The sequence below is a fragment of the Streptomyces sp. CGMCC 4.7035 genome, from assembly GCF_031583065.1.
In the GTDB taxonomy this organism is placed as follows: domain Bacteria; phylum Actinomycetota; class Actinomycetes; order Streptomycetales; family Streptomycetaceae; genus Streptomyces; species Streptomyces yaanensis.
On record NZ_CP134053.1, the window covers coordinates 1,462,238 to 1,481,253 of the forward strand.

17 protein-coding genes, 2 tRNA genes and 1 pseudogene are annotated in these 19,016 nt (G+C 69.6%); 8 read left to right on the forward strand and 12 right to left on the reverse strand.

Annotation, left to right across the window (positions count from 1 at the left end):
* Positions 1-8 precede the first annotated feature (8 nt).
* Positions 9-1,106 carry a YlbL family protein gene (locus Q2K21_RS05990; protein WP_310766507.1) on the forward strand — a complete coding sequence of 366 codons (1,098 nt, stop codon included), beginning with the start codon at positions 9-11 and terminating at the stop codon, positions 1,104-1,106.
* Between the two features lie 160 nt (positions 1,107-1,266).
* Here Q2K21_RS05990 and Q2K21_RS05995 read toward each other — a convergent pair whose 3' ends face one another.
* On the reverse strand, positions 1,267-1,809 hold the full coding sequence (locus Q2K21_RS05995; RefSeq protein WP_310766510.1) for a PPA1309 family protein: 543 nt from the start codon (positions 1,807-1,809) through the stop codon (positions 1,267-1,269).
* Positions 1,810-1,983: 174 nt separating this feature from the next.
* On the opposite strand from Q2K21_RS05995, the gene Q2K21_RS06000 reads away from it, so the two are divergent.
* The 4 genes from Q2K21_RS06000 (at position 1,984) to Q2K21_RS06015 (ending at position 7,431) form a co-directional block, all read left to right on the forward strand.
* Positions 1,984-4,959: a UPF0182 family membrane protein gene (locus Q2K21_RS06000; RefSeq protein WP_386276035.1), complete on the forward strand. Its 2,976-nt coding sequence runs from the start codon at positions 1,984-1,986 to the stop codon at positions 4,957-4,959.
* Between the two features lie 55 nt (positions 4,960-5,014).
* A tRNA-Met gene (locus tag Q2K21_RS06005) sits at positions 5,015-5,088 on the forward strand.
* Between the two features lie 229 nt (positions 5,089-5,317).
* The gene (locus Q2K21_RS06010; protein ID WP_310766513.1) at positions 5,318-7,153 is read left to right on the forward strand and encodes a tetratricopeptide repeat protein; all 1,836 of its coding nucleotides are present in this window, start codon (positions 5,318-5,320) and stop codon (positions 7,151-7,153) included.
* A 204-nt stretch (positions 7,154-7,357) separates the two neighbouring features.
* A tRNA-Met gene (locus tag Q2K21_RS06015) sits at positions 7,358-7,431 on the forward strand.
* A gap of 47 nt (positions 7,432-7,478) precedes the next feature.
* Here the strand turns inward: Q2K21_RS06015 and Q2K21_RS06020 are convergent.
* From Q2K21_RS06020 to Q2K21_RS06045, 5 genes and pseudogenes are all read right to left on the reverse strand, one after another.
* Positions 7,479-7,733: a hypothetical protein gene (locus tag Q2K21_RS06020; RefSeq protein WP_310766517.1), complete on the reverse strand. Its 255-nt coding sequence runs from the start codon at positions 7,731-7,733 to the stop codon at positions 7,479-7,481.
* The gene (locus Q2K21_RS06025) at positions 7,730-8,242 is read right to left on the reverse strand and encodes an ABC transporter substrate-binding protein (RefSeq protein WP_310780661.1); all 513 of its coding nucleotides are present in this window, start codon (positions 8,240-8,242) and stop codon (positions 7,730-7,732) included. Before Q2K21_RS06025 ends, Q2K21_RS06020 begins: the two co-directional genes overlap by 4 nt.
* Positions 8,124-8,924: an ABC transporter permease gene (locus Q2K21_RS06030; RefSeq protein ID WP_310766519.1), complete on the reverse strand. Its 801-nt coding sequence runs from the start codon at positions 8,922-8,924 to the stop codon at positions 8,124-8,126. The genes Q2K21_RS06025 and Q2K21_RS06030 overlap by 119 nt, the downstream gene beginning before the upstream one ends.
* Positions 8,921-9,744 (reverse strand): annotated as a pseudogene (locus Q2K21_RS35710) (ATP-binding cassette domain-containing protein). Before Q2K21_RS35710 ends, Q2K21_RS06030 begins: the two are co-directional and overlap by 4 nt.
* 135 nt (positions 9,745-9,879) lie before the next feature.
* Positions 9,880-10,296, reverse strand: a complete 417-nt coding sequence (locus Q2K21_RS06045; RefSeq protein ID WP_310766523.1) for a Fur family transcriptional regulator — start codon at positions 10,294-10,296, stop codon at positions 9,880-9,882.
* Between the two features lie 127 nt (positions 10,297-10,423).
* Between Q2K21_RS06045 and Q2K21_RS06050 the strand changes: the two genes are divergently transcribed.
* Entirely contained in the window at positions 10,424-11,896 is a 1,473-nt protein-coding gene (locus Q2K21_RS06050; RefSeq protein WP_310766525.1) for a catalase, read from the forward strand.
* A gap of 117 nt (positions 11,897-12,013) precedes the next feature.
* Here the strand turns inward: Q2K21_RS06050 and Q2K21_RS06055 are convergent, their stop codons facing one another.
* Positions 12,014-12,415 carry a CBS domain-containing protein gene (locus Q2K21_RS06055; protein ID WP_310766528.1) on the reverse strand — a complete coding sequence of 134 codons (402 nt, stop codon included), beginning with the start codon at positions 12,413-12,415 and terminating at the stop codon, positions 12,014-12,016.
* A gap of 198 nt (positions 12,416-12,613) precedes the next feature.
* Positions 12,614-13,414, reverse strand: coding sequence for a histidinol-phosphatase (hisN, locus tag Q2K21_RS06060; RefSeq protein ID WP_310766531.1), 801 nt, complete (start codon positions 13,412-13,414; stop codon positions 12,614-12,616).
* A 231-nt stretch (positions 13,415-13,645) separates the two neighbouring features.
* Between hisN and Q2K21_RS06065 the strand changes: the two genes are divergently transcribed.
* Positions 13,646-14,254 carry a TetR/AcrR family transcriptional regulator gene (locus Q2K21_RS06065; RefSeq protein WP_310766534.1) on the forward strand — a complete coding sequence of 203 codons (609 nt, stop codon included), beginning with the start codon at positions 13,646-13,648 and terminating at the stop codon, positions 14,252-14,254.
* Positions 14,255-14,389: 135 nt separating this feature from the next.
* Here the strand turns inward: Q2K21_RS06065 and Q2K21_RS06070 are convergent, their stop codons facing one another.
* From Q2K21_RS06070 to Q2K21_RS06085, 4 genes are all read right to left on the reverse strand, one after another.
* Entirely contained in the window at positions 14,390-14,713 is a 324-nt protein-coding gene (locus Q2K21_RS06070; RefSeq protein WP_310766536.1) for a DMT family transporter, read from the reverse strand.
* 105 nt (positions 14,714-14,818) lie between these two features.
* Positions 14,819-15,829 carry a ribosome small subunit-dependent GTPase A gene (rsgA, locus tag Q2K21_RS06075; RefSeq protein ID WP_310766539.1) on the reverse strand — a complete coding sequence of 337 codons (1,011 nt, stop codon included), beginning with the start codon at positions 15,827-15,829 and terminating at the stop codon, positions 14,819-14,821.
* Positions 15,830-15,846: 17 nt separating this feature from the next.
* Positions 15,847-17,187, reverse strand: a complete 1,341-nt coding sequence (gene aroA, locus Q2K21_RS06080) for a 3-phosphoshikimate 1-carboxyvinyltransferase (protein ID WP_310766542.1) — start codon at positions 17,185-17,187, stop codon at positions 15,847-15,849.
* A gap of 179 nt (positions 17,188-17,366) precedes the next feature.
* Entirely contained in the window at positions 17,367-18,098 is a 732-nt protein-coding gene (locus Q2K21_RS06085; RefSeq protein ID WP_310766545.1) for a M50 family metallopeptidase, read from the reverse strand.
* A gap of 102 nt (positions 18,099-18,200) precedes the next feature.
* Here Q2K21_RS06085 and Q2K21_RS06090 point away from each other — a divergent pair, with 102 nt between their 5' ends.
* Positions 18,201-19,016, forward strand: a complete 816-nt coding sequence (locus Q2K21_RS06090; protein ID WP_310766547.1) for an SOS response-associated peptidase — start codon at positions 18,201-18,203, stop codon at positions 19,014-19,016.

The window sequence follows — 19,016 nt, forward strand, 5'->3', positions numbered from 1 at the left end:
GTCGTTCCATGCCACGCCGCACCGCGACGATGCTCGCTTCCACCCTGATGCTGATCGCGCTCCTGTGCGCGGGAGTGTTCATCAAAGTGCCGTACTCGGAGCTGTCCCCGGGTCCGACGGTGAACACCCTCGGCGAGCACGACGGCGAGCCGGTGCTGCAGATCGCCGGGCGCACGACCTATCGGACGACCGGTCACCTGAACATGACCACCGTCCGGGTCACCAGCGCCGACTACAACATGAACCTCGTCGAGGCCGTGTACGGATGGCTCGCGCATGACAGCAAGGTCGTGCCGCACGACACGCTCTACCCGGACGGCAAGACCGAGGAGCAGTCCACCCAGGAGAACGCCGAGGAGTTCAGCCAGTCACAGGAGAGCGCCAAGGTCGCCGCCCTCAAGGAGCTGGGCGTCCCCGTGAAGTCCTGGGTGATCGTCTCCACCGTTCTCAAGGGGTCGCCCGCCGAGGGCAGGCTGCATGCCGGCGACGTCATCAAGGCCGTCGACGGTACGGCGGTGAAGGCGCCCGACGACGTCGCCAAGCTGGTCACCAAGCACAAGCCCGGCGAAAAGGTCGTCTTCACGATCGTGCCTGCCAAGGAACAGGCCGCCGCCGCGAAGGCGAACAAGACGGCCACCAAGAGCCAGGATGTGACGATCAACACGGCGAAGTCCCACGACAGCGGCCAGGAGCGGGCCATCGTCGGGATCTCCGCCGGGACCGATCACACGTTCCCGTTCACCATCGACATCAAGCTCGCCGACGTCGGTGGACCGAGCGCCGGCCTGATGTTCGCGCTCGGCATCTACGACAAGCTCACCCCGGGGAGTCTCACCGGCGGGAAGTTCGTGGCCGGCACCGGCACCATCGACGACAGCGGGACGGTCGGGCCGATCGGCGGCGTCGAGATGAAGACCGTCGGTGCGCGCAGCAAGGGCGCCCAGTACTTTCTGACGCCCAAGGACAACTGTGCGGCCGCCGCCAAGGACACCCCCAAGGGGCTCACGCTAGTCAAGGTCAACACCATCGACGACGCCCTGAAAGCCCTTGAGGACATCCGCACCGGCAAGACCGCTGATCTGCCGAAATGCACCGTCAAGGGATGAAGTGTTCCAGATGAAATGTTCCAAGGGTGACGGGCGGCGCCGCGCTCGTGCGTGACCGGGGGCGCCCGGAAAGGCCGTGCGCCCCCAGCCATGTACCGCGGAGCAGTCAGTCCGTGGTGCCTACGCGGACCACTCAGTCCGCGGTACTTACGCGGACCAGTCAGTCCTCGAACGTCGCCGACAGCGCCTGCGCGAGGCCCGGCACCAGGTCAGGACCTGTCAGCACCTCCGTCGACGAGTCCTTCTCACGCAGCCGCAGCGCAGACTCGCGCGCGCCGTCCCGCAGCACCGCCACGGTCATGCGCACTTCCTGGCGCTCCGGGTGCTCGGCGACCCACTTCGCCAGCTTCTTCTCGCTAAGTCCCTCAGGAACCGAGCCCTCCGCGGACGGCGGCAGCATCAGCCGCTCCACGGTGAGGGCGCAGCCGACCACCGCGTCGGGCCAGGCGATGGTGCCGAGGAACTCGTCCAGCGGCTTGCCGGCCGGGAGCTCGTCCTGCTCGATCGGGGTGAGACCGGTGGTCCCGGACTCGTCCTCCAGGCCGAGCTGGGCCGCGAGCGCGGGTTCCTGATCCCGCAGCCGTGCGGTGTCGACGAGGGCGAAGAGGCGAGCGGGCTGGTCCCAGCCGAGGCCGGAGACGTACTCGTCGATCTCGAGTACGGCCTGGGTGAGCGGGCTCGCTGCCATGGGAGTGTTGGACATGGTCACAATCCTGCCTCGTTCCCACCCGGAAGCGGGAACCGAGTAAAGCGCCAGTAAGTTGCATAGGTGGGGCTCCGCGATCGTGGAGCCCCATCCATGGTCCGCGTTCACGGGGGCCTGACGGATCAACACGGATCAACAGCGAACTTCGAGGTGCGCACCTTGGCTTTCCAGATGCCGGACCGCGGCGGAGGCCCGACGGGGCCACGGATCAGAGTGGGCCGCCCGTCCCGGCGTGCCCGGACCCTGCTCATGACACTGGGGGTCCTCGCCGTTCTCGGCATGGCGTTCGTCATGTTCGCCGGCTTTTGGACGGACTGGCTCTGGTACCGGTCGGTGAAGTACCCGTCCGTCTTCACGACCACGCTGTGGACCAAGATCGGGCTCTTCTTCGTCTTCGGTCTGCTGATGGCGGCCGCGGTCGGCTTCAACGTCTGGCTCGCGCACCGGATGCGCCCGCCGCTGAGTGCCATGTCCATGGAGCAGCAGAGCCTCGACCGCTACCGGATGGGGATCGCGCCCTACAAGAAGTGGCTTCTGCTCGGGATCACCGCCCTGGTCGGCCTGATCGCGGGAGCGTCCGCCTCCAGCCAGTGGCGGACCTGGCTGCTGTGGGTCAACGGCGTGCCCTTCCACCAGAAGGACCCTCAGTTCCACCTGGACGTCTCCTTCTACGCCTTCGACCTGCCCTGGTACCGGTTCCTGCTCGGCTTCGGTTTCGCCGCCACGGTGCTGTCGCTGATCGCCGCCGCGCTCACCCACTATCTGTACGGCGGCCTGAGGGTCACCTCCCCGGGGGCGCGCGCCACGGCCGCCGCGACCGGGCACCTGTCGGTGCTGCTCGGCGTCTTCGTCGCCCTGAAGGCGGTCGCCTACTGGCTCGACCGGTACGGACTCGCGGTCAAGTCGAGCGACTTCAAGGCGACCGGCAACTGGACGGGCCTCAGGTACGTAGACGCGAACGCCTACCTGCCGGCCAAGACGATCCTGTTCTGCATCGCCGTCATCTGCGCGCTGCTCTTCTTCGCCACCCTGTGGCGGCGCACCTGGCAGCTCCCCGTCATCGGCTTCGGCCTGATGGTGCTCTCGGCGGTCCTCATCGGCGGTCTGTACCCGGCGATAGTCCAGAAGTTCCAGGTCCAGCCGAACGAGCAGGCCAAGGAAGCGCCGTACGTCGAGAAGAACCTCAAGGCGACCCGTGAGGCCTACGGCATCGAGGGCGCCCAGGTCGCCGAGTACGACGGCAAGAGCGACAGCAAGGACAAGAACAAGCTGCGCGACGACGCCGACGCCACGGCGAGCATCCGCCTGCTGGACCCGAACATCGTCTCCCCGACGTTCCAGCAGCTCCAGCAGATGAAGAACTACTACGCGTTCCCGACCAACCTGGACGTCGACCGCTACAACAAGGACGGCAAGGATCAGGACACGGTCATCGGTCTGCGAGAGCTGAACCTCAACGGTATTCCGAAGAACAACTGGATCAACGACCACTTCCGCTACACGCACGGCTTCGGCGTGGTCGCGGCCAAGGGCACCACCGCCGGCGCCAACGGCCAGCCCGTCTTCACCGAGTCCGACCTGCCGTCGTCCGGTGACCTCGGGACGTACCAGCAGCGGATCTACTACGGCGAGAAGACCACCGAGTACTCGATCGTCGGCGGTCCCCAGAAGGAGATCGACTACTCCGACGACAGCGGCGAGAAGACCACCAGCTACCAGGGCAAGAGCGGGGTCAGCCTGTCCAGCCCGATCAACCGGGCCGCGTACGCGGTGGCGTTCAGCGAGCCGCAGATCCTCTACTCCGGCGCCATCGGCGAGGGCTCGCGGATCCTGTACAACCGCACGCCCAAGGAGCGCGTCGAGGCGGTCGCGCCCTGGCTGACCATCGACGGCGACGCCTACCCGGCGGTCGTCGGCGACCGCATCCAGTGGATCGTCGACGCGTACACCACGACGAACGGCTACCCCTACGCCTCCCGTACGACCCTCGGTGACACGACGGCCGACTCGCTGACCGCGGGCAACACGCAGCGCGCGGTGATGGCCCAGCAGAACCAGGTCAACTACATCCGCAACTCGGTGAAGGCGACCGTCGACGCGTACACCGGCGAGGTCAAGCTCTACCAGTGGGACACCGAGGACCCGGTCCTGAAGACCTGGATGAAGGCGTTCCCGGGCACCGTGAAGCCCAGGACCGATATCTCGCCGTCGCTGATGTCCCACCTGCGCTACCCGCAGGACCTGTTCAAGGTGCAGCGCGAGCTGCTCACCCGCTACCACGTCAAGGACGCCCAGACGTTCCTCAGCGGCAGCGAGGTGTGGCAGGTGCCGGACGACCCGACCAACAAGTCGGGCAACGCGGTGCCGCCGTACTACCTGAGCATGAAGATGCCCGACCAGCAGGCGCAGGCGTTCTCCCTGACGACGACGTTCACGCCGAACGGCCGGGACAACCTGAGCGCCTTCATGTCGGTCAACGCCGAGGCGGGCACCAGTGACTACGGCAAGATCAGGATCCTGAAACTGCCGACGAGCAGAACGGTGGACGGACCGAAGCAGGTCCAGAGCCAGTTCAACTCCGAACAGGACATCGCCGAATCGATCAGGCTGCTCAAGGGCGGCGACTCGGACATCGAGTACGGCAACCTGCTCACCGTCCCGCTCGACGGCGGACTGCTGTACGTCGAGCCCGTGTACGTACGCGGTGGCGGACTCAAGTACCCGCTGCTGCGCAAGGTGTTGGTGACCTACGGCGGCAACACGGCGTTCGAGGACACGCTCGACCTGGCGCTCAACAAGGTCTTCGGGGCGCAGAGTTCCACCTCGCCGCCGGACACCGGCACCACCACACCGCCGACGTCCGCGAATCCGACGGTCCAGCAGGCGCTCGACGACGCGCAGAAGGCCTTCGAGTCGGGCCAGGAGGCCCTCAAGAAGGGCGACTGGCAGGCGTACGGACAGGCGCAGAAGGACCTTGAGGACGCGCTGAAGCGGGCCGAGGAGGCGCAGTCCAAGGCGAACAAGACCGGCAGCGGGAGCGGCGGCAGCAAGGCCGGCAGCAGCCCGTCCGCCGGTTCGTCCCCCGGTCCGAGCGGTTCGCCGAGCAGCTCGCCGAGCGGTTCACCCAGCAGCAGCCCGAGCAGTTAGGGCGCTGACCGAACCGAATGCCCTCCCGCGCCGTGGTACGGTTGACACACAACGGCGCGGGGTGGAGCAGCTCGGTAGCTCGCTGGGCTCATAACCCAGAGGTCGCAGGTTCAAATCCTGTCCCCGCTACTGAAGTCGAGGGCCCGGATCCTGATCATGGATCCGGGCCCTCGACGTGTGCGCGCGACACGACGGGTGTACGCCGTGACCTGGTGACTCGCATGAAGTCCGACTTCCTGCGGGGGGAGTTGGCCGTTCTGTGTTTGACTTGTCTCTCTGTGGGCATGTCGACAAAACGCTGTAGTGACCTCAATGGCTGCGGTATACCGGGTGTACCCAGGTTGCAGGTGGTGCGACGATGGACGTTATGGGGGACAAAGTAACTCTGTTCGAGACAGGGCGAATTGTGCGGCCCGCCGGCGGGACCGAAAGCGGTGAGGTCGTCGCGGACCGGGACGATACGGGCGAAGCCACCGAGGAGGCGCGCCGTCGGCTCGCCGCCGACGCCGGCGACGTCGAGGCGATGAGCGTTCTCGGGGCCTTGCTGCTGCGCCGTGGCGATCTCGACGGAGCCGAGCCCCAGTTGCGCGCCGCCACAGCCGCGGGTGACCGGGCCGCCGCCAACAACCTGGGTGTTCTTCTGCACCAGCGGGGATACGCCGAGGAAGCCGCCGGCTGGTGGCGGATCGCCGCCGTCGCCGGGTCCGCCGCGGCCGCGCACGCCCTCGGGCGGCATCACCGCGAGCGCGGCGACGAGCCCGCCGCCGAATATTGGCTGCGCCAGTCCGCCGAACAGGGTCACACCCTCGGCGCGTACGCGCTCGCCGATCTGCTGGAGCACCGCGGCGACGACGGCGCCGAGCAGTGGATGCGCGCCGCCGCCGAGCGCGGGCACCGCGAGGCCGCCTACCGGCTGGCGCGGACACTCGACCGCAAGGCCCTGCACGAGCAGGAGACCGGTACGGACAACGGTGTCAAGCCGTCCGCGCTCGACGAGGTCGAGCAGTGGTACCGGCAGGCCGCGGCGCGCGGGCACCGGCGGGCCGCGCTGCACCTCGGGGCGATCCTGGAGAAGCGGGGCGACCTCAAGGAGGCCGGGCGCTGGTATCTGACGAGCGCCAAGGACGGGGAGGCACGGGCCGCCTGCGCCCTCGGCTTCCTGCTGCGGGACGCGGGGGATACGGAGAGCGCCGCCGTCTGGTGGCTTCGGGCCGCGCAGGAGGGGGACGGCAACGCGGCGAACGCGCTGGGCGCGCTGCACGCCGAGCGCGGCGAGACGCAGACCGCCGAGCGGTGGTACCGGGCGGCGATGGACGCCGGCGATGTCAACGGCGCTTACAACCTCGGGCTGCTCTGCGCCGAGCAGGGCCGCACCGCGCAGGCCGAGCAGTGGTACCGGCGGGCGGCGTACGCGGGGCACCGTGAGGCGGCGAACGCCCTCGCCATCCTGCTGCTCCAGGGCGGGGACGCGACGGGTGCCGAACCGTGGTTCTCCAAAGCCGCCGAGGCGGGGAGCGTGGACGCAGCGTTCAACCTCGGGATCCTGTTCGCCGGGCGGGGCGACGACGAGGCGGCACTGGTCTGGTACGAGCGGGCGGCGGCCGCCGGGCACACAGAGGCGGCGCTCCAGGTCGGGATCTCGCGGCTGCGGGACGGTGACGAACGGACGGCCGAGCGGCATCTGCGGTGCGCGGCTGGTGGCGGCAGCGCGGAGGCCGCCTATCGGCTGGCCACCGTGCTGGACGCGCGCCGGCCGCCGGCGCCCGCGCATGAGCTGGGCGAGCCGTCGCACGAGAAGAGCGAGTGCGAGGAGTGGTACGAGCGGGCGGCCTCGCAGGGGCATCGGCGGGCGCAGGTGCGGGTCGGGATGCTGGCCGCCGCGCGGGGCGATGTCGTGGAGGCGGCGCGGTGGTATCGGGAGGCCGCGGAGGCCGGGTCGCGGAACGGTGCCTTCAATCTGGGACTGCTGCTGGCGCGCGAGGGGAGCGAGCCGGAGGCCGCGCTGTGGTGGACGCGGGCGGCCGACGCGGGGCACGGGCGGGCCGCACTCCGGCTGGCCCTGGTCTACGCGCGTCGGGGGGAGCTGGCGGAGGGGCAGCGGTGGGCGGACCGGGCGGTGTCGCTGGGGCCCGCGGAGGTGGCCGAGCGGGCGGCGCGGTTGCGGGATGCGTTGCGGGAGGAGCTGTCGGCGTGACGCGTGACGCTGCGCTGTGCTGGGGCCACGTTTCTGGCGGCTGCGCCCCCAGACCCCCGCTTTAGGCCTTGAGGCCTTGACGGCCTCGCCCTCAAGCTCCCCCAAGCTCTTCGAGCAGGGGACCCCGGACGGGCTGGTTGTGGCAGCCCGCCCGTAAGCGATTTGCCTCTGTCCGCATCCTTGACGTAATGTTGCGTTCACCGACGCGGGGTGGAGCAGCTCGGTAGCTCGCTGGGCTCATAACCCAGAGGTCGCAGGTTCAAATCCTGTCCCCGCTACTGAAGGTCCAGGGCCGGAATCCATGAGGATTCCGGCCCTGGTGCATTTACGGCTTGTGGCCCACCGCCTCCTCGTACAGGGCACGGTTCACCGTCCTCGACTCCGGGAGAGGGTCCCCGGTCGCCACCTTCTGGGCGCCGTACGCCGATTGGAGGCGTGACGTCGTACCGGCGCGGATCTCCCAGTCCATGCGGAGGGACGGTGTCGATTTCAGGATCGCCTCGTCCGTCTTCAAGAGCTTTGCCAGGTATGTGACGAAGCTCGCATCCTTCTTGTAGTCCGCCGCGAAATACGTGTTCACCGTGCGGATGTACCACCGAGCGGCTGTCCGCCCAGGAACGCGTACCCCGGCTGCCCGTCGACCCTTCGCCACACGGGGTCCAGCAGCCATGCCGAGTCCACGCCGCCGTTCTGCAGTGCCGTGAGAACGTCCGCCGAGCCCAGTTGCTGGTACTGGATCCTGTCGAGGCCGCCGCCGTGCTGCGCCAGCGCCTGCTGCATCAGGTACGCGATCACCGAGCCCTTGCCGATCATCGTGCCCATCCTGCGGCCCGCCATCCGGACCTGTGCCGCCGTCTCGCCGTTTTCCAGCCGCACCCACAGACCGCTCTTCGACTTCGGGTCCGGGGAGAAGTTGCCCGCCACCCACTTGATGTCGAAACCGCCCTTGATGCCGTTCGTGACGGCCGCCTCAGGGGCCGCCCACAGCGCGTCGATGTCTCCCTTCGCCAGCAACGGCAGTGCGTCCGGCGTCGGCAGCACCTTCAGTGTGACGTCCAGGCCCTCTTTCTTGAACTCGCCCTTGTCCAGGGCGGCTTGCAGCGGTGCCACGTACTCGGCGCTCAGCGTTCCCGTCGCGATCGTCACCTTGCCGGACCGACGGCAGCGACGCCGGCAGCAGCACATGCCGGAACATCTGCCACGGGGAGGCCCCGAAGACCCGGCCCGCGTCGCGGTGACCGGAGGGGATCGCCAGCACCGCCGACATCGTCGAGATCCATACGAAGAAGAAGACCGTCGCCGCCACCAGGGCCACCTGCGGGCCCTCGCCGAGCCCGAACATATTGAGGAAGATCGGCAGCAGGGCCAGCTTCGGCACCACGTACAGGGCGTCCAGCAGCGGTTCCAGGGCCGCCCGTACCAGTGACAGCGAACCCATCAGCAGGCCCAGGGCGTAGCCCGCCGCCGTGCCCGCCGCGTAGCCCGCCAGGACGCGCTTCAGGGTGGCCCACACGTCCGGCCACAGGTCCCCGGCCGTGGCGCGGTCCCAGCCGTCGGCAAGGATCGTGGAGGGGGCCGGGTAGACGCGGTCGTCGATCCAGCCCTGGGCGGCGGCCAGCTGCCACAGCAGGACGAGCAGTAGGGGGACGGTGACCGCGAGGGAGAGTTCGAGGGCGCGTCGGCGGCGGTAGGTGCGTACGGGGTCGAGTTCCCGCGGGCCCGGGCGGCGGACCACGACCGACTCGCCCGTCTCGGGTGCGACCGTGGTCATGCCGGCACCGCCTCCCTCCGCAGCAGGTCCCACAGCTCGCTCTTCAGGGCCGTGAACTCGGGCGCCGAGCGGACCTCGCCCGTGCGCGGGCGCGGGAACGGCGGGCGGTGTTCCGCGATGATCCGGCCCGGGCGGGCCGAGATCACCAGGACGCGGTCACCGAGACGAGCGCCTCCTCCAGGCCCACCAGATTCGTGGCAAGCTGTGACGTACACGCCCGGCGCCCAGGCGACGTCGGGCACCCTCCTCGGTGAAGTCGTGAGGCCTCGCCGGCCAGCGTCCGGAGGGACGCGCCACGCGGGCCGACGGCTTCTGCCGCTTAGCACCAGGGCGCGAAGGCGATTGGCTCGCACCTGAGCAACGCTCGGTATCACTGGGCCAATTCAGAGACGCTGTGCGTGATGAAGAGGGTTGTGCGGGCCGGTCATTCAGCGGCCCGCACGCCTACCTCGCGGCGCGGGACACGCTGCACGTCCAGGCCGAAGCGGACGTTGGCCTGGACGGTCTTCCAGTCGTAGATGCCATAGTCCTGGAAGATCATGGCGGTGCGCGCCACGCGGCGGAGCCGCACATCGGGGTGCGGCGTCGTACGGATCTCCAGCGTGCCGGTGCTGGGGCGCAGCAGGCCCGCCGCGATGCGCAGGAGCGTGGACTTGCCGCAGCCCGAGGGACCGACGATGCAGACGAACTCGCCGGGTGCGACGGTCAGGTCGAGGGGGCCGAGGGCCTCGACCGTGTGGGGGGTTCGGCCGAAGGTGCGGGTCAGGTGATGGGCGGTGAGTTTCGGATACGGCGGATACGGCGGATACGGCTCTCCCACGGGGTCTCCTCGCGGAGTGCGGAACGGACTGGTGGGTGCCGTTGACCATATGGCGGCCCGTCAGATTCGGGAAGTCCGTAGGCAGCGCGAAGCCCCGGCGCCGTCTCGGCACCGGGGCTTCGGGAAGGGTGTCTGCTAGGCGCCCGCGCAGCTCGGGCACAGGCCGCGGTACGTCACCTCGACGTCCGAGACCATGAAGCCGAACCGCTCCGAGTCGGGGAGGTCGGCCAGCGGGTTGCCCGTCGGGTGGACGTCGCGGATCGATCCGCAGCGGGCGCACACCAGGTGGTGGTGCGGCCGGTGCGCGTTCGGGTCGTACCGCTTGGCGCGCTTGTCGGTGGAGACCTCGAGCACCTCGCCGAGGGAGACCAGCTCCCCCAGGGTGTTGTAGACGGTCGCCCGGGAGATCTCGGGCAGCTTGGCGACGGCCCGCGCATGGACCTCGTCGGCCGTCAGATGGACGTGCTCGCCGTCCAGGACCTCGGCCACGACGCGCCGCTGCGCGGTCATCCGCCATCCGCGTCCGCGCAGCCGTTCCAACAGGTCACTCATGCAGTCCAGCCTAACAGCTAAGGGGACCAGGTCCCGAACCTGTGTGAGATTGGATCCTTATTTGACTTAGACCTTGTCCATTGTAGGATCGAGACCGGCTTTGGCCAAGTAACTGCAATAGACAGAAGTGACGCAGGAGGCACACGTGGCGCAGGGACCGCTTACGACGGAGGCCGGAGCCCCGGTGGCCGACAACCAGAACAGCGAGACCGCGGGCGTCGGCGGCCCGGTGCTCGTCCAGGACCAGCTCCTTCTGGAGAAGCTCGCCCACTTCAACCGCGAGCGCATCCCGGAGCGTGTCGTGCACGCCCGTGGTGCGGGCGCCTACGGCACCTTCACGGTCACCGCCGATGTCACCCGGTACACGCGTGCCGGGTTCCTCTCCGAGGTCGGCAAGCAGACCGAGACCTTCCTGCGTTTCTCGACCGTCGCCGGCAACCTCGGTGCCGCGGACGCCGTGCGTGACCCCCGCGGGTTCGCGCTGAAGTTCTACACCGAAGAGGGCAATTACGACCTCGTCGGCAACAACACCCCGGTGTTCTTCATCAAGGACGCCATCAAGTTCCCCGACTTCATCCACACCCAGAAGCGCGACCCGTACACGGGCTCGCAGGAGGCGGACAACGTCTGGGACTTCTGGGGCCTTTCGCCCGAGTCCACCCACCAGGTGACCTGGCTGTTCGGCGACCGCGGCATCCCCGCCTCGTACCGCCACATGAACGGCTACGGCTCGCACACCTACCAGTGGAACAACGAGGCCGGCGAGGTCTTCTGGGTCAAGTACCACTTCAAGACCGACCAGGGCATCAAGAACCTCACCCAGGCCGAGGCCAACAAGCTCGCCGGTGAGGACCCCGACTCCCACCAGCGCGACCTGCGCGAGGCCATCGAGCGCGGCGAGTTCCCGACCTGGACCGTGCAGGTGCAGATCATGCCGGCGGCCGAGGCGGCGACGTACCGCTTCAACCCGTTCGACCTCACCAAGGTCTGGCCGCACGAGGACTACCCGCCGATCGAGATCGGCAAGCTGGAGCTCAACCGCAACCCGGAGAACATCTTCGCTGAGGTCGAGCAGTCGATCTTCAGCCCCGCGCACTTCGTACCGGGCATCGGTCCCTCCCCGGACAAGATGCTCCAGGGCCGTCTCTTCGCGTACGGCGACGCACACCGCTACCGCGTCGGCATCAACGCCGACCACCTGCCGGTGAACCGTCCGCACGCCACCGAGGCGCGCACCAACTCGCGTGACGGCTTCCTCTACGACGGCCGCCACAAGGGCGCGAAGAACTACGAGCCGAACAGCTTCGGCGGTCCGTTCCAGACGGACCGGCCGCTGTGGCAGTCGACCTCGAACTTCACCGCCGGTACCGGCAACCACGAGACCCCGGTGCACGCCGAGGACGACGACTTCGTGCAGGCGGGCAACCTCTACCGCCTGATGTCGGAGGGTGAGAAGGACCGTCTGATCGAGAACCTCGCGGGCTTCATCGCCAAGGTCTCCCGTGACGACATCGCCGAGCGCGCGATCAACAACTTCCGTCAGGCCGACGGAGACTTCGGCAAGCGCCTGGAGGCCGCGGTCCAGGCTCTGCGCGGCTGACCCGGGTTGGACCGCTTGTCGTAGGGGGCGGGCCGGTATCCCTCCGGGGATCCCGGCCCGTTCGCTTGCCCGCGGCCGGCGGGCGCCGGCCGGCGGGTGGCTGGGGCCTGGGGGCGGCTAGTGACTCCCTGCCGGGACGCGTCGTCGGGCCGGTGCCCAGCAGCGGATGATGTCGCGGACCGAGACGACGCCGACCGGCTCGTCGCGTTCCAGGACGATCAGATGCCGGAACCCGCCGTGGGTCATGGCGCGCGCGGCCTCTTCCAGGGTCCAGGACGGCACGGCGAACACGACGTCCGTGGTGGTGTGGGCGTGGGCCCGTTCGGTGTCCGGGCACTGGCCCAGGCCGACGGAGTTGAGGATGTCGCGCTCGGTGAGGATGCCGAGGCCGCCGGCGTCCGGGTCGAGGACGACGGCCGCGCCGACCCGGCGGGCGGACATCAGGGCTGCTGCCTGACGGAGGGTGTGTGCGGGGCCGATGGTGAGGACCACCGTGCTCATGGCGTCACGGACGAGCATGGGGCGGAGCCACCTCCTAGGAACGCACGGCGCAGGGCTCCGGGGCCGTGCGTTCATGCCCGCCGGAGAAGCCTGTGCGATGCTTCACAAATTCACAAGTGGGGGGACTCTCAGAGTCGCAGGCAAAGAGCGAGTCAACAAGAGGGCGCACGCAGTGAGTTCAGGGGCGCTCGCGAGGCATGGGCGTACCCCTGGTGACTAGTACCGGTCGTTCAGGTAGTCGAGCAGGGTGTCGTGGAGGAGTCCGTTCGAGGCGGCCGCGTTCCCGCTGTGCGGACCCGGGCGACCGTCGAGACCCGTGAAGGAGCCTCCGGCCTCGGTCACGATGATGGCGTTCGCCGCCATGTCCCACAGCGACAGCTCGGGCTCGGCGCAGAGGTCGACCGACCCCTCGGCGACCATCATGTAGGGCCAGAAGTCGCCGTAGCCGCGGGTGCGCCACACCGCGCGCGTCAGATCGAGGAAGCCGCCGAGCCGGCCCTGCTCCTCCCAGCCGGAGAGGGAGGAGTACGCGAAGGACGCGTCGGACAGCGTCGACACGCGCGAGACATGCAGCCGGGACGCCGAGGACAGGCTGCGGCCGGTGAACGCGCCGTGGCCCTTCGCGGCCCACCAACGGCGGCCCAGCGCGGGAGCGGAGACGACGCCGACGACGGGCTGGTAGCCCCCCTCGCCCGCCTCCATGAGGGAGATCAGGGTCGCCCATACCGGTACGCCGCGTACGTAGTTCTTGGTGCCGTCGATCGGGTCGACGACCCAGCGGCGCGGCCCCGTGCCCTCGATGCCGTACTCCTCGCCGAGGATCGCGTCGCGCGGCCGGGCGCGCTGCAGCTGGCCGCGGATCAGCTCCTCGGCGGCCTTGTCGGCCTCGCTCACCGGCGTCATGTCCGGTTTGGTCTCGACCTTGAGATCGAGGGCCTTGAACCGGTCCATGGTCGCGGCGTCGGCGGCGTCCGCGAGTACATGGGCGAGACGCAGGTCATCGAGATAGTCGGGCATGACCGAACGGTATCTGCCCCTTCCGGGAAACGGCCACACGACTCAGGGGATCTTTGCGGGGCACGCGCCCCGCCCCGCGCCGCCGCGCGCTCCCCTGCAGCACCCAGGCGCTGTTGCGTGATCACGGCATGCGATGACCCGTATACGCCCCCGGGCGCCGCCGCGAACCCTTGACAGTGCATGTGTGCGCGTCAAATCTGTGCGTCAGAGCAGCCGGCCCCGAGGGAGGCAATGATGCCTGCAGCGCGGGAATCCCTACTGGACGCCGCTTGTACGGCGCTCGCGCGCCGACCGTGGTCCGCCGTGCGCATGGTGGACGTGGCCGCCGCGGCCGGTGTTTCCCGCCAGACGCTGTACAACGAGTTCGGCAGCAAGGAGGGGCTCGCCCGGGCCCTGGTGCGCCGGGAGGCCGACAACTACCTCGCCGGTGTCGAGCGGGCCCTCGCCACCCACACGGACGCCCGCGAGCGGCTGGCCGCGACCGCCGAGTGGACCGCGGCGGCCGCCCGTGGCAACGCCCTCGTCCGCGCCATGCTCACCGGCTGCTGGAGCGAGCGGCTGCCCACGCCGACGCTCTCGGCGGTGCCGTCCGGCTCCGCCGTGCCTGCGCAGAGGCGGGCCGACGGGCCGTTGCCGTCGCCCGCCGACTTCGTGGCACTGGTGCGTGATCGGGCCGTCGCGGCGGTGGTCGTGCCCGGTATGGGCAAGGGGGATGCGGCGGAGTTGACTCGTTCTTGTGAGCTGGTGGTTCGGCTCGCCCTTTCGTGCGTGGCGGCTCCGCCGGGGGAGGGTGGGGTTGAGGGGCTGGTGCGATTTGCTCTGCCGCGGCAGCTTCGATGAGAGGCGTGCCTGGGTGAGAGAGGTGCGCCTATTTGGGGTGCCAGGGGTTGTGGGTGCGCGGGTGCGGGTTGATTGTGGTGGGTCGCGCAGTTCCCCGCGCCCCTAAAGGGGCTTGCCCCTAGCGGGGCTCGCCCCTCAGTGGGCCGAGCCCGAAAGTTGGAGGCCGATCACGCCTGCGATCACCAGGCTGATCGAGACGATCTTCAACGTCGACACCAGGTCGCCCAGGAACACCATGCCGTAGATCGCCGTCCCGGCCGCGCCGATGCCGGTCCACACCGCGTAGGCCGGGCCCACGTCCAGCTTCCTCAAAGACAGCGTGAGAAGGCCGAAGCTGCCGAGGGCGAAGATGCAGAAGGCGACCGTCGGCCAGAGGCGGGTGAAACCGTGCGAGAGCTTGAGGCAGACGGCAAAACCGGTCTCGAGAAGCCCGGCCACGATGACCAGCAGCCACGCCATGTCTCGTCCTCCCGCGTCCCCACGTCGACTGCTCCGTCTGGATCGGATCCGGCCCGGTGCGAGTAAGCATTTACCGGCCCGCCACAGACCCAAACAACGCGGAGGTCAGTCCCCTTCCTTCCGCTCCCGCGTGGACAGCAGTCTGCGCAGGGAGTACAGCCGTGCCGGATCCGCGTGTCCCTCGGACACCCAGTCGTCCAGGGCACAGTCCGGTTCGTCGTGGCTGCACGCCCGCGGACAGCCCTCGGTGCCGGGCTCCAGGTCCGGGAAGGCATGGATCACGCGGGACGGGTCGATGTGCGCCAGGCCGAAGGACCGTACGCCCGGTGTGTCGATCACCCAGTCGCCGGTCCGGCGCAGCGGCAGGGCGAGCGCCGAGGTCGTGGTGTGCCGGCCGCGGCCGGTCACCGCGTTCACCTGGCCCGTCGTACGCCGCCGGTCCTCCGGCACCAGGGCGTTGACCAGCGTCGTCTTGCCTACGCCGGAGTGCCCGACGAACGCCGTGATCTTGCCCTCCAGGTGCTCGCGCACCCGGTCCGCCGCGTTCCCGTTCTCCAGCTCCTCGCGGCTGGTGACGACGTACGGGATGTCCAGGTCCCCGTACAGCTCCAGGAGTTTGTCCGGCGGGGCCAGGTCCGACTTGGTCATCACGAGGAGGGGTTCCAGGCCGCCGTCGTACGCCGCCACCAGGCAGCGGTCGATCAGGCGCGGGCGGGGTTCCGGGTCGGCCAGGGCCGTGACGATGGCGAGCTGGTCGGCGTTGGCGACGACCACGCGCTCGAAGGGATCGTCGTCGTCGGCGGTGCGACGCAGCAGGGAGGAGCGCTCCTCGATGCGGACGATGCGGGCGAGGGTGTCCTTGGTGCCGGACAGATCGCCGACGAGGGCGACGCGGTCGCCGACCACGGCCGCCTTGCGGCCCAGTTCCCGGGCCTTCATCGCCATGACCGTCCGGTCGTCGACGAGGCACGTCAGCCGGCCGCGGTCGACGGTGAGCACCATGCCCTCGGCCGCGTCCTCGTGCTTGGGCCGGATGTTCGTCCGCGGCCGGTTGCCCTTGCGGTTCGGGCGGGTCCGGATGTCGTCCTCGTCGGTGTGCTTGCCGTAGCGGCGCATGATCTCAAGTCCGCCCGTCAGTTCCCCAGCATCCCGGTCCACAGGTCGGGGAAGTCCGGCAGCGTCTTGGCCGTCGTCGCCACGTTCTCGATCTGCACGCCGTCGACCGCGAGGCCGATGATCGCGCCGGCGGTGGCCATGCGGTGGTCGTCGTATGTGTGAAAGACCCCGCCGTGCAGGCGGCGTGGACGGATGTGCAGGCCGTCGGCGGTCTCGGTGACGTCACCGCCCAGCTCGTTGATCTCCTTGGTGAGCGCGGCCAGGCGGTCGGTCTCGTGCAGCCGCAGATGGGCCACGCCCCGCAGGGTCGAGGGGGAGTCGGCCAGGGCAGCGACCGCGGCGATACCGGGCGTCAGCTCGCCGACCTCGCCCAGGTCCACGTCGATGCCGTGGACGGCCCCCGAACCGGTGAACTCCAGGCCGCGCTCGGTGAGCTCGCAGGAACCGCCCATCTCGGTGAAGATCTGGCGCAGCCGGTCGCCCGGCTGCGTGGTGCGCGCCGGCCAGTCGGGGATGACGACCGTGCCACCGGTCACCAGGGCGGCGGCGAGGAACGGCTGGGCGTTGGACAGGTCCGGCTCGACGGTCAGGTCCCGGCCGAGCAGCGCGCCCGGGGTGACCCGCCAGACATTGGGCTCGCCGCCCGACTCCGGGGTGTCCACCTGGGCGCCGACCGCGCGCAGCATGTCGACGGTCATGCGGATGTGCGGCAGGGAGGGCAGCGTGGCGCCGGTGTGGCGGACCTCGACGCCCTGGTTGAAGCGCGGTGCGGAGAGCAGCAGCGCGCTCACGAACTGGGAGGACGACGACGCGTCGATCGCCACCGGGCCGCCGTCCAGCGCGCCACTGCCGTGCACGGTCAGCGGCAGCGCGCCGCGGCCGTCGTCGTCGATGCGGGCGCCGAGGGCGCGCAGGGCGTCGATCACGCCGTGCAGGGGGCGCTCGTACGAACGCGGGTCGCCGTCGAAGCGGATGGGGCCGTCGGCGAGCGCGGCCACCGGCGGCAGGAAGCGCATCACGGTGCCGGCGTTGCCGACATCGACCGTGGCCGGGCCGTGCAGTGCGGCGGGGATCACGCGCCAGGTCTCGCCGGAGCCGTCGGGGCCGCCCGCGACGGAGGAGCTGGACGACACTGTCTCCTCGATGCCGACGCCCATCGCGCGCAGGGCGGCGGCCATCAGCAAGGTGTCGCGTGAGCGCAGGGGGCGGCGCAGCCAGCCGGGCTCGGAGGCGAGGGCGGCGAGGACGAGGGCGCGGTTGGTGACCGACTTGGACCCGGGCACGTGGACCGTCGCGTCGACGGCTCCGCTCGCGTGCGGGGCGGGCCAGAGGGCGGTGTGTGCGGGGTTAACGGTCATGCGCCCACTTTAGTGGCTGGCCCAGGCCGGAGATCTTGATCAAATGCGGCGAAATCCGATCGAAACCGTTGTCTGTTATAGAGGGCGGAATGTGCCGTGCATATATGCACGGACTCCTTCCCGGACTCGGGTAAAACCTCATGCACGCACGCCTGAGGTCAGGCACGGTGCCGGCCCCGTCAGACCTCCAGCAGCCACCGTCCGCCCCCGATCAGCGAGCACAGCGACACCGCGTGGAACAGGAAGAGCCAGAGGGCCGCAGGCACATGGGTGAGCCGCGACAGTTGGTCCGCGTCCGAGTCCCCGGCACCTCCGCGCGCCCGCTTGGCCTGCAGTTCGAAAGCCGGCCGTACGCCGCCGACCAGCAGGAACCACACCACCGCGTACGCGAACGCCGCCTGCACCTGGGGACCGGCAAGCCATGAGACCAGCAGGAACGCCCCTCCGGTGAGGACCACGGTCAGCGCACCGTACGCGTTGCGGATCATCACCAGCATCGCCACCAGCAGCGCGGTGGCCAGCCACAGCAGCAGGGTGATGTGCCCGGCGGCGAGCAGCGCCGCGCCGCCGAGGCCGAGGAGCGGGGGAGCGGTGTAGCCGGCGGCGGCCGTGAGGATCATGCCGAGGCCGTGCGGTTTGCCGCGGCTGACGGTGAGGCCGCTGGTGTCGGAGTGGAGCCGGATGCCGGTGAGGGTGCGCCCTGTGAGCAGCGCCACCAGGCCGTGGCCGCCCTCGTGCGCGATGGTGATGGCGTTGCGCGATATCCGCCACACGCCCTGTGGGACGACCACGGCGAGCGCGGCGACCAGGGTGGCGATCACCACCCACAGGTCGGGATCGGGCTGGCTTCCGAAGACCCGGTCCCAGAGGTCGGGCAGTGAGCTCAGCGAGGTCGAGGCGAGGCTGTCCATTGCTGGTAGTGGCTCCTGGGGTTGATGGAAGGGGGCCGGCGCGTAGCGCTGTCGTTGAGGGGTGGTGGTCGGGTGACGGGTGGGCCTGGCAATGTGGCACTCATGTGCGGACGGTATTCAGCGAGTCGCAGGCCCGAGGATCTCGCAGGAATCTTTGAGATAGAGAAGTGGGAGCCCGAGGAGACCCTGGCGCCCGACTACAACGTGGCCCCGACCAAGGAGGTCTACGCGGTCCTGGACCGTCCTGTGAAGGACGCCGAAGACCAGAGGCCGGTTCGCCAGCTGCGCAGGTTGAAGTGGGGCCTGGTCCCCTCCTGGGCCAAGACGCCCGAGGGTGGCGCCCGGATGATCAACGCACGGGCCGAGACCGTGCACGAGAAGCCGTCCTACCGCCGTGCCTTCGCCACCCGCCGCTGCATCATGCCCGCCGACGGCTACTACGAGTGGGTCACCGGCAAGCAGGAGCGCGACCTGGAGGTGGAGGGCAGGAAGAAGCGGCCGCGCAAGCAGCCGTACTTCGTGCTGCCCGCCGACGGCTCGGTCTTCGCGATGGCCGGGCTGTACGAGTTCTGGCGGGACAGGACACTCCCCGACGACCACCCGGGGGCCTGGTGGGCGACCTGCTCGGTGATCACGACGGAGGCGGAGAACACCCCGCTGGCCGTGACCCCGGCCGAGGGCCCGCGTTCCCTCGCCGACATCCACCCTCGTATGCCGCTGATGCTCACCCCGGACCGCTGGGACGCCTGGCTCGACCCGTCCCGCACGGACCCGGACGACCTGCGCTCCCTGCTGGACGCGCCCCCCACCGGCCTGATGCGCGCCTACCCGGTCTCCACGGCGGTCAGCAACGTCCGCAACAACGGCCCGGAGCTGCTGAAAGAGCTGGCGGCGCCCGAAGAGGGCACACTGTTCTGA